This is a genomic window from Haliscomenobacter sp., assembly GCF_033763495.1.
Classification (GTDB): domain Bacteria; phylum Bacteroidota; class Bacteroidia; order Chitinophagales; family Saprospiraceae; genus Haliscomenobacter.
This window is the reverse complement of record NZ_JANRKL010000254.1, coordinates 1-10,574: the sequence shown is the minus strand read 5'-3', so window position 1 is coordinate 10,574 and position 10,574 is coordinate 1. Positions and strand designations below refer to the sequence as shown.

Sequence of the window (10,574 nt, the reverse complement as noted above, 5' to 3'; positions counted from 1 at the left end):
TTTTTATTCTCTTATCTTTAATATCCTCAAAACGAGCAATTAAAGATTGGAGTTGCGCTGATTGAATTCTTTCTCCCATTGACTTTTTCCAAAGCTAGGGCTTCTCATCCTTTTTTCCAATTTTAATGCGTTTGCCCTGGGTACAACCCCATGCCAGCAAAATGAATAAATACCAAAATTGAGTCTTCATGTATGGAAAGATTTTTAAAGTCCATTATTGGTAAGGAGCAGTATTAATTAGGTTGTTAACCCCGCAATATTTGAAGTTGAGTCAAAGAGACTTAAACGAGCGGATTTCCCTGAATGACGACCAAATCCTGTTGGATTTGTTGTTGAAGATGAAAAATTTATTCCTTCAGATTCAATATTTCTTCGGATGATAAATCCAGAGCAAAAGAAGGTATAAAAATAGAAGTCTCATCCATTTTAAAAGCTACTCCTTCTAAGAGTTCATACATTACATAGTTAATACTCCAGTCCAAATCTTCATCATTTGTCGATAACGCTTTGATTTTTAAAACCTTACCCATAGTACTGATAATCAACTCATTGCCATCTTTTAGTTCGTTCAATTTATAAATCAAAAAGACTTGGTTTTTTCTTTGAATACCTATACGTGTATCCGGGTATACCGAGCCATTTTCTACACTATCTGCATTCATCCAGGCTTCGTTAAACAATTGTTGATGGATGGATTTATTACTATCAGTAGTAACCGAAATTCTAAACTTAACCTGCTCTACCTTTAAGTATTTTAGGCTCTCCATTTTTAGTCCTTTCCATTCTCCTAGTTTTAAACCAACAGAAGCCAAGTATACACTCCAGGTTGTTTTTATATTTTCAAATTCAATGGTAGTGGTATCTCTAAAAAAAGAAAGCGAATCCACTTTTAGTAGAATACCGCTCAATGGTTGGTAGCTTGTCGATTTTTTTGAATAATCAACAAATTTGATTCTCTTGTTGATAAAGCCTTCTTGTTTGTTATCCCCTAGTCGCTCTATATGTCGGGTACAACCCCATGCCAGCAAAATGAATAAATACCAAAATTGAGTCTTCTTCATGTATCGAAAGATTTTTAAAGTCCATTATTGGTAAGGAGCAGTATTAATTATTTTGTTAATTCTGTCAAGGGCATTAGCTGATGGGGAAAAAATAGGGCTATTGCATTGGGGCTGTATGGCTGTGATTTTGGTTGGGGTGTACTTGAGTCGGAAGCAATGAGTTTTTGTTCTTAAAGCCTGCTCACTTCCCGATACAAAACCTCGAAAAAATATTATCCAACAAATCCTCCGTTGAAATCTCGCCCGTGATCTCGCCCAGGTAGGCCAGCGCGTGCCGAATGTCCATCGCCACAAAATCCGTGGTTACTGCATTGTCCAAACCTTGAATCACCGCCTCCAGGCTGGTTTGTGCCCGCAATAGCGCTTCATAATGCCGGGCATTGCTCACTACTGCTCCATCCATACCAGCCTCCTGCCCCACCACCGTTTGGTAGAGGCGTTCTTTGAGGTATTCAATGTTCATTTCATTGGCAGCAGAGATGGGAATCCATTGCTCGGCGGTAAAATAGGGATTGGCGTAGTGTTTGTATTCCGTGTAAGGATTGAGGTCCATCTTATTGGCCACCACCAGTAGTTGGGTTTCGTCGTGGATCAGTTGCGCCAGATCCGCTTCCAATTCCGCGGGTTGGGTTTTGATGACGTCAAACAAGTAGATCAGTACCGCAGATTGCCGCACTTTTTCCAGCGTTTTTTGTACCCCAATCGCTTCAATGGCATCCGATGCTTCGCGGATACCCGCAGTATCGATGATGCGGAACTGGATGCCCTGGATGTTGAGCGACTCCTCGATGGTGTCCCGCGTAGTACCTGCGATTTCGCTGACAATGGCTCGGTCCTCGTTGAGCAGGGCATTGAGCAGAGTAGATTTTCCGGCATTGGGTCGCCCGGCGATCACCGTGTTTACCCCTTCTTTGATGGCATTGCCCAATTGGAAGGAGTCGCTGAGTTTGTGGATCAGGCGCAGGAGTTTTTGTACCAAAGCCCGCAGTTGGTCGCGGTTGGCAAATTCCACGTCCTCTTCACCAAAGTCCAGCTCCAGTTCGATCAAACTGGCGAAATCGATCAGTTCTTGCCGCAGTTTTTTGATTTCGTTGGAAATGCCCCCGCGCAATTGTTTGATGGCCACTTGTTGGGCAGCTGCAGAATTGGAAGCAATCAAATCAGCCACGGCTTCGGCCTGCGACAAGTCCATTCTACCATTCAAAAAAGCCCGCATGGTAAACTCCCCCGGTTGAGCCAGTCGGGCGCCCTTGCGGATGAAAAGCCGAATCAATTCCTGGATGATGTAATTGGAGCCATGGCAGGAGATTTCCACCACGTGCTCTCCGGTATAAGAACGTGGCCCAATAAAAAGGGACACCAAAACCTCGTCCAGAATCTGGTCCTTTTCATCCCGGATCGTGCCAAAATGAATGGTATGACTGGCTTGTTCACTCAGTTTTTTGCCATGAAATACGGCATCTACCAGCTGAATCGCAGCTGGACCAGATAAACGGATGACTCCAATGGCGCCTACCCCGGGAGGAGTGGCGAGGGCAATGATGGTATCGGACATAAGTTATACCTTCCAGTGTTTTTTTAGCTTCCCCAGTGTGCCGTGCAGGTACATCTCGTACGTTTCCCACACGCGCATACCCGAGGTGGTGCGCACTTCTTCACAGGGGGGAGGCAAAGGCATCCCATTCACTCCCGCTTCAAATGCATACACACATTTTTGCAGTTCAGGGATATTGTAGCCCCCCTCCAAGGTTGCAAAAATATGGGAAAAACGCTCCCGGAGCAATTGCCCGATCTGGTAATAGGTATTGGTCGTCACTTTTAAATCAAGCAACAGGTCGTATTGGTGGGCATCAAAACCTGCGGAAATGGCCACCACATCGGGTTGAAATTGTTCAGCCAGGGGCAAAAAATGACCAAAGGCATCCATAAAAATATCGTCGGCACTACCCGGTGGCAGTGGCATATTCAAGGTGTAACCCAAGCCTTTTTCCGCTCCCAATTCATCAACAAAACCATGCCCGGGAAAAGCGGGGTATTGGTGCATCGACCAGTACATGACCTGATTCGATTGGTAAAAAATAGCCGAAGTGCCATCCCCCAGGTGGCCATCGAAATCACAAATTAAGACTTTTTTGCCTTCATTAGCTGCCAATTGAGCGGCAATGGCCACGTTGTTGAACAAACAAAAACCGCTGGCCCGATCGCGATAAGCATGGTGACCGGGTGGGCGCACCAGGGCAAAATCCTGGTTTTGCATGGCTAAAATGGTTGCCCCTACGGCATGACATGCAGCAGTATAACTTCCCTCCGAAACAACTGTGTCGGGATCGAGATGAGCTCCCAAATGGGCCGCCTCCCGGACCTGGTTGATGTAAGCAGGAGTATGAACCAACTCCAGGTATTGCTCTCCATTGGGGAATTCCGTTTCTGGAATATCTGAAAATACCTCCAGGCGTTTTTTGTTCTCCGGGTGCATTCCGGTATCATGGCGATTACAGATGCGGTTGTATAGTAATTTCATGCTTTAAAGATAGAGTGAAAAGTTGAGAAGTTTTAGGGGTTGAAGAGTTGAGAAAACGGTCGCTGAGCGTAGCCGAAGCGTCGTTTTCTCAACTCTTCAACCCCTAAACTTCTCAACTCGTATTACCAGCAACGGAATCCGCGTCGTAAATGCTACATCCCGGGTTTGACTGTGGTGAAACCATCGTTCGACCCAGGAGCGATGAGGCGAATACATCACCAGCAAATCCACTCCATAATTGTCAACAAAGACTTCCAGGCCATCCGTTACGGAATCATGTTTTTCTTGATGAAAAGAAATTTGCACTGCCGGGGTGTTGTTGCTGAAGATTTTTTTCAACTCATCAATGGCTATTTGATCATGAGCATCACCTCTGTGGATGTTGATTACATGCAAAAGGGGATGAAAAGGGGTCAGCATTTCGGCCGCTTTCCAAAAATGATAAGGATCAGACTCCGATAAATCGCTGGCGTAGGCTACAATATGGGTAGGTTTCCATTGGGCAAATTCAGGGATAAGCATTACCGGGCATTTGGCCTGCTCAATGACCCCAGTTGAAACACTCCCGAAGGCTTTTTCCAGCGTATTGTGTGAACCCTTGGTGCCCATCATGATCAAGTCTGCATTGTGTTCGTTGGCCAGTTTGACGATAGTACCTACTGCAATACCGAGTTCTACCATCTCTTCTACCCTGGGAATGGCCGTAAAGGTGTACAAAGCCTGGGTTTGTGAAAGCCCCAATTCTACAAATGAGTGCATCACGGGTACAGCAGCGTCGGCTTTTTCACGGGTTGTGGCCATCGAAACCACCGGGACATCCATCGCGGCGTATTCGGGAAACACCACGTGCAGTACCTCTATTTTCGCCTGATAATAATCCGCTAGGATCAAACAATGTTTGAATGCATTTTGCGCCGTAGGCGAAAAGTCGGTCGGGAACAGTATTTTTTTTACTTGGCTCATGATCATTGATTGATTGCTAGTACTTAGTTCTTGCAAAAAAGCTCAATATCCACGCTGACTTCAATGAGTTATGTCAGAGGCCAAGGGTGACTTTACAAAAAAAAACATTTTCGACAGAATCCAGTTTTTTGACAAAAATCAAAGTGTTTACATGATAAATGTCATCAACTCAGCATCCCAAAACCGCTTTATTTGTGGCAGTTAATCGCTATTATTGATTAATAATTCGGGTGATTTTAGGGAATCTTGGAGCATCCTCTCGGAGGATGCTCTTTTTTTATTCCAACAAAAAAGCCCGTAGGAAATGGCATCCTACAGGCTTTTGGAAATAATTTTTTGAATAACAGATTACTGAGGTTCCCGGGGTTTAAAGAGCGTATCTATTTTGAACTAAACAATATCATTATTTGGAGTTGGTCAGCAAAATAGTGTCCTATTGAGGGTCTGAAAAAAATAAACTACGGATAGGTGCTGGGCTTTAGGTTTATTATGAATAAGAAGGAATGATCAAGCAAAAGTTAGGGTATTTCCCAATACCTCAAAGGTAGGGTCGAATGCAACATGAGCATATACTCACTTGTAAGTAAAACAGGAGAAATTTTCTGATTTATAAAAAAAAATCTTTTATTCGTTGTTCCATTTACCTCAAATATTGTCCAATGCCAGCCTCATACCGAATCGCGATCACTGATGATCATAAAGTACTCACCAGTGGGATTTTAGATTTATTAAAAATCTTGCCAGAAGCGCATTTTATTGGAGCAGCTTCCTCTCCGGAAGAACTCAAACAATTGCTGCGCAACCAGGATGCCGATATCCTGATTCTGGATTATCGACTGCGCAGACCAATCCAGGAAACGCATGAATTGGTTGAATGGCTAATCAAACACCGGCCTTCCCTCAAAATAATTATGTATTCGAACGACGATGTCAGTAAAGCGTTTCGGGACGCCAGTGCAAAATCCATCCAAGGCTATGTGATGAAAAACGACGAACCTGGTGAACTCCTCGAAGCCATTAAAACAGTTGCTGCAGGTGGCCAATATAGGAGTAGTTCCATTAGGGCACAGCGTTCATTACACCTCCTGAATGAAGAGGAGCGAATACGAAAGTTAGTGGCGCTTTTATCAGATAGAGAAAAAGAAATTTTGGTTTTGATCGTTGAAGGAATGAAGAATCGGGAAATTGCCGAAAAATTAAATCTTTCTCTAAACACTGTTCAAACCCATCGACGAAACATCAAAGACAAATTACAGGCTAAGACCACGATTGAACTGCGAATAATTGCTGAAATAGCTGGACTTATATAATTTTATTTTATCTGATGATTTACACTGGAGCATAGACTAGAATTGAGGCCCCTTTACCGGGTGCAGTAGTGATCACCATGTCCCCTTCTATAAACTTGACCCTTGACTGAATGCTAGCCATCCCCATTGCAGTTTTACGAAATTTTTGATCTTTATTAAAGCCTACTCCGTTGTCCTTGACCAGGAGATAAAGTTGAAACTCCTCAGGATCATAGTTTAGTTCAACATTGATCAAATTAGCATTGGCATGCTTATTCGCATTTGCCAGTAATTCCTTACACACTGAATAAAAACATAGTTCTACCTTCGAGTTAAAACGTGCACCCTGCAAATTGGAAGCAAAGATAATTTGGAATTCTTGAGTAGAAAAATTGTCGCAATAGGTACTTATAGCTCCCTCCAAACCAAAATCATGCAAGGTAATTGGGCTAATGTTGAGCATGATCCGATTTAATTCTTCCTGGGCTTCTTTTAAGGAGCGCCGTGCTTTTAATATGGAACCTTTCGCCTCGTTTTTAATGTTTTGGTTGTCCAAAACGGTCAACTGAATATTCACTGCGGTCAGGCTACTTTTAACATTATCGTGCAGGTCTTCGGCTATCTTTTTACGCTCGAGTCCCTGTGCCAAAATTTCAGCATTGGCGACCCGCATTTGATGCTCCTGCTCGATGGTTTGAATTTTTAATTCATTCAATTCAATTTGTTGATTTTTTAGTTTCTTTTCTAACTCAATCTGTGCTTCCAGTCGCTGGTTTTTGTGTACAATTTCCTGATTGATGCGTTCAATGGTTTCAGTCCTTTTGGTGACTTCCTGCTCCATTTCGCGGTACAACAAGGCATTTTGAAAAGAAACACCCAATTGACCCGCCAAAAGTTCCATTCTGCGCAAGTCGCGCTCCTGAAAAAGATTGTTGAGTTGGTGATGCACCAAGAACAGAAGTCCGATTACTTGATTTCGGTTGACGATGGGGTATACAAAAAGTACAGCCGGCAAATGGTCAGACGCTTTAGGACGCATGGATTCGTACTCGGCAGTGCGACGAATGACCTGCTGTTTCTTTTGTTCAAGTATTCTCTGAATAAGCGACTGAGGCAAATAATGCAGAACCCGGTCTTCTTGTTCAGGGACCCGGCAAATGAGTTCGGCCCCTTTGTAAAAGGCCTGGAGTTCGGGTTGAACCTTTTTATCAATGACTCGGGCAATTAAGCCCTCTTGAGCGCCAAACTCTTCAATCAATAAGCGCAGCAATTTATCCAACAAATCTTCATAACGCAAAGCGCCTACAATGGTAGAGGCAGTTTGCAACACCGCGCTTAGCTCATCTTCTGTGTGGTAAAAGCCGGTGCTTGGCAATTGGATTGAACTCAGGTTTTGATCGAGTTGCTTCACTTTATTTTCAGCGCCCCATTCTTTCCATAACTCCCTTGCTTTGAGAAGCTGGACTTGGGCAAGACTCAGGTTGCGTTTGCGCTCAGACCACTGCCCAAGCCGCTCCCAGGCCAAAGCATGTAACCACAAGCAATTGTTTTGTGCGGCCAAATGAATGGCTTTTTCATATTGCCTGGTGGCTCGGTCTTCATTGCCCAGGTATTGTTGCCATTCTGCGCAAAGAAGAGCCTCTTTAGCTGCGAAAGTATCCGGCATTTTTTTACTCCATTTCCCAAAATCCCGAAGTGCATTTTTGACCGTTTTTCGTTCCTTTTTCCCTAATTCCTTTTCTGAGTACTCAGCGAGCAAAGCCAGAGCCTGAAAAAAAATGAACTTGGCAAAAAATACCGTTGCAGCCCCTGTATCCTGCAAAGGAGCACGAAGAACAGCTACTTCGGTAGCTTTGGAATAGGCCCTGAAAAAATAAAGGCTTTCCAGCTCAAGTAAGTATCGAAGAGCAACGGCCGTACGGTCTCGATACCATTCTGGCTGATCTTCAATTGGCTCAAAAGCATCTTCTGCCCCAGATAGAGTCAAAGACTTGAAATATTGGCGGTAAATTTTGAGCAGATTGAGTTGTGGGATTTGATAGATTGAAGCAGTATTGCCAATGAATTGCTCCAGATCCGCATTGATTTGATTCAAATAAATTCCGGCTTCTAAAGAATGTGAACAAATCAGCAGCATTGAATAAGCCGCGAATTCAAAATCATTGGTTTGCAAAGCCAAATCCAAACTTTGTTTACCTGCAGTAATGGTTTGAGCGAGTGATTTTTGCCAGTGGTAGGCAAAAAAATTGAGGGCAAAAAGCGTTTTGGCGCGGGTATGTGGATAGTCCAGTGAAGCCAATAATTTTTCAGCAATATTGGTCGCCTTCGCACTTGATTTGACCCAGCCCAAATGCCCTCGTAACACCATAGCAAGGCTGGCAAACCAATAAGCAGAATGGTCAAAGTGTCCGTGTTTAAAAACCAACAAAAGTTCCTCACGCATAATAGCACTAAGGAGCGAAGGACGGCCCAAGTAGACTAAAGGGCCCAGTGCAATGAGGATTTTGGCCTTGGCATGGGCTTTGTGGTCATCAGCCCTTTTTTGTAGAATGATACTAGACTCCCTGTGCCATAAAAAGGGCCATAGGACTTTGGAAAAGAGCATTTTTGACTTCCAGTCTGGTGGATTTGCCTCCATTGGCAAACCTAAGTCTTTTAGATAAGCCAGGCCGCAGTCAATAGCTTTGTTGAGGTCGTTGCGCAGCTTCCAGGTTTCCATTTGTAATTCTACGGCAATGGCTTTATCTTCGGGAATGCTGGCTTGTTTGAAAATGGCTTCGATTAAGTCCAATGCCTCCAAATATGCCCCGGTATGCAGTTTTACAAAAGCAGCATCTTGAAAAAGTTGTAAGGTTTGCTGGTATTTCAACTCCCAGGATTGAGCGGGCAAATAGCTGATGGCCCGAGAGAAGTAGACATTGGCGACTTGATAAGCATAATTTTGCAAAGCTTTCTGGCCACATTCACAATTGAGTTGAAATACCTTTTCTGCTTCATCCGAATCCCAATGTTGAGATCCGATGCACTCGAAATGATCGGAGATTCTGGTTTGATTTTCAAAACTAAGTTCCTGGCTATACCAGGCAATGATTTCACGATGAATAAGAATTGCTTCTTCGGCAGAAACCGATTGCCTGATTTTATCCCAAAAGGCATTTGGGATGATGCGGTAGCTTTTTTGAGTTTGCAATTGCTTGTTAAGGCTGACTTCCACCAAGCCCTGTGCCCTGGCTCTACGCAGCAACAACTGGGGGTTGTCAACACCAGCCAACAAAAATTCAAGGTCATTTTCTGAAAAGGTATTCAATTGCAATAAGGCAATTCTTTGCCCCGCACGTTTGGTTTGATCCTGTGCCAATGCCCAATCCACCTCAGGGCCCGGGATGGTATTTTGCTGGCGGATGGCCTCTAGGTTCCATTCCCAGCAACAGGTCCCAAAATTATACCAAATGTCTTTGCGTTGTTGGTGATACAACAGGTTTTGAACCAAGGTTCTAGGTACTCCCTGAGCCCTTTTACTTAACACTTTAATTAAATCTACAATTCCCCATTGTGTAGGACCGAGGGTGTTGCCAAGCCAAGGTAAAATTTCTTCATCACCCAAAGGGGCGAGTTGCACTTTTTTGATCGGGTAGTTCGTGTGGTTGAGTAAGCGGGAAAGTACAATGTTTTGGTGATTGGATTCAACGCTGAGACAAAATCGAAGTGGAAGAGTGGGTGGTTCCAGGATCAAGTTTTCCAGTAGTTCAAGGGATGCTGAATCAGCATGGTGGACATCATCCAAAACCAGTAACAGAATTCGCTCCTGGGCAATGATACTCAACAGGGTTTTTAAGACCGAAAAAAAGCGATTTTTAGCTTCTCGAAGGGGCACTTCTACATGCTCTAGATCACTGCCCTGGATGCTCAATCGAAAAGCAGGAATCCAATTGCCCAAAATTTTGGCACCCAAAGGGATCTCCTGCAGCAATTGCTTTGTCCACTTGGCCAAAGAAGATTGATCCTCCTGCATCAGGCGTTCGGCCAACTGCTCAAAAGCTTCTTTCCACCCATGATAAGGAATACGCTGGTTGTTAAATGAAAAGCGTCCCATCAATATCATTCCGCGATTGGGTGGAGCTGGGCAATTTTGTAGCAAACGGGTTCGCCCCATGCCCGATTTGCTCTCCAGAACCCAAAGACCTGCATCCGAAAAAGACAACTCGTCGTCAAATCGTTGCAGCAAATTAAATGGTTGAAGTGGGTACTTTTCCCATTCGATTTCAGGCTCAGTATCTTCTAAACCCGGCAAAAACGTAGCAGAGGTATTCGAATCACCTAACAATTGTAAACAACGTTCAAAATCACGTTTTAGACCAACGGCACTTTGGTAGCGTTGATGCGGATCTTTTTCCAAAAGTTTGTTCAAAATGAGGTGTAGGGCTGGAAAAACAGAAGCGGATTCGGATGCAGTCAATATAACCTGTTGAGAAACATGGGCATATAGCCACGAACGAGCATCCTGTGCCGAAAACAACTGACGTTGAAACAAGGCTTCAAAACAGACACAACCCAACATGTAAAGATCAGAACGCAGGTCGCCTGATGCAGGCAATAAACCTGTTTGCTCGGGCGACAAATACGGCAATTGGAAATCATAAATGGGAAGTGCTTGTTGCTTTTGGATCAGAGCTCTACCTGAACGAGCCAAGTCAAAATCCAGCAAAAATAATGCTTGAAAATCCTCACTTAAGGCAATTG

General features: G+C 43.9%; 6 protein-coding genes. 1 reads left to right on the top strand and 5 read right to left on the bottom strand.

Features of this window, described 5'->3' with window-relative positions:
- Positions 1 to 347: 347 nt before the first annotated feature.
- The 4 genes from SFV55_RS29710 to SFV55_RS29695 form a co-directional block, all read right to left on the bottom strand.
- Complete coding sequence (locus tag SFV55_RS29710; RefSeq protein WP_320033239.1) at positions 348 to 1,061, bottom strand: hypothetical protein; 714 nt, start codon at positions 1,059 to 1,061, stop codon at positions 348 to 350.
- Positions 1,062 to 1,242: 181 nt separating this feature from the next.
- A complete protein-coding gene (gene mnmE, locus SFV55_RS29705) occupies positions 1,243 to 2,616 on the bottom strand; it encodes a tRNA uridine-5-carboxymethylaminomethyl(34) synthesis GTPase MnmE (RefSeq protein WP_320033238.1) in 1,374 nt (457 codons plus the stop codon).
- Positions 2,617 to 2,619: 3 nt separating this feature from the next.
- Positions 2,620 to 3,582 (bottom strand): histone deacetylase family protein, encoded by a 963-nt coding sequence (locus SFV55_RS29700; protein WP_320033237.1) that lies wholly within the window; start codon positions 3,580 to 3,582, stop codon positions 2,620 to 2,622.
- Positions 3,583 to 3,678: 96 nt separating this feature from the next.
- Entirely contained in the window at positions 3,679 to 4,545 is an 867-nt protein-coding gene (locus tag SFV55_RS29695; protein WP_320033236.1) for a universal stress protein, read from the bottom strand.
- Positions 4,546 to 5,204: 659 nt separating this feature from the next.
- On the opposite strand from SFV55_RS29695, the gene SFV55_RS29690 reads away from it, so the two are divergent.
- A complete protein-coding gene (locus SFV55_RS29690) occupies positions 5,205 to 5,855 on the top strand; it encodes a response regulator transcription factor (RefSeq protein ID WP_320033235.1) in 651 nt (216 codons plus the stop codon).
- 19 nt (positions 5,856 to 5,874) lie between these two features.
- Here the strand turns inward: SFV55_RS29690 and SFV55_RS29685 are convergent, their stop codons facing one another.
- Positions 5,875 to 10,539, bottom strand: a complete 4,665-nt coding sequence (locus tag SFV55_RS29685; RefSeq protein ID WP_320033234.1) for an AAA family ATPase — start codon at positions 10,537 to 10,539, stop codon at positions 5,875 to 5,877.
- Positions 10,540 to 10,574: the final 35 nt, after the last annotated feature.

Coding starts and splice junctions, on each gene's coding strand:
- SFV55_RS29710 (WP_320033239.1), bottom strand. CDS start 1,061: ATGAAGAAGACTCAATTTTGGTATTTATTCATTTTGCTGGCATGGGGT.
- SFV55_RS29695 (WP_320033236.1), bottom strand. CDS start 4,545: ATGAGCCAAGTAAAAAAAATACTGTTCCCGACCGACTTTTCGCCTACG.
- SFV55_RS29690 (WP_320033235.1), top strand. CDS start 5,205: ATGCCAGCCTCATACCGAATCGCGATCACTGATGATCATAAAGTACTC.
- SFV55_RS29700 (WP_320033237.1), bottom strand. CDS start 3,582: ATGAAATTACTATACAACCGCATCTGTAATCGCCATGATACCGGAATG.
- mnmE (WP_320033238.1), bottom strand. CDS start 2,616: ATGTCCGATACCATCATTGCCCTCGCCACTCCTCCCGGGGTAGGCGCC.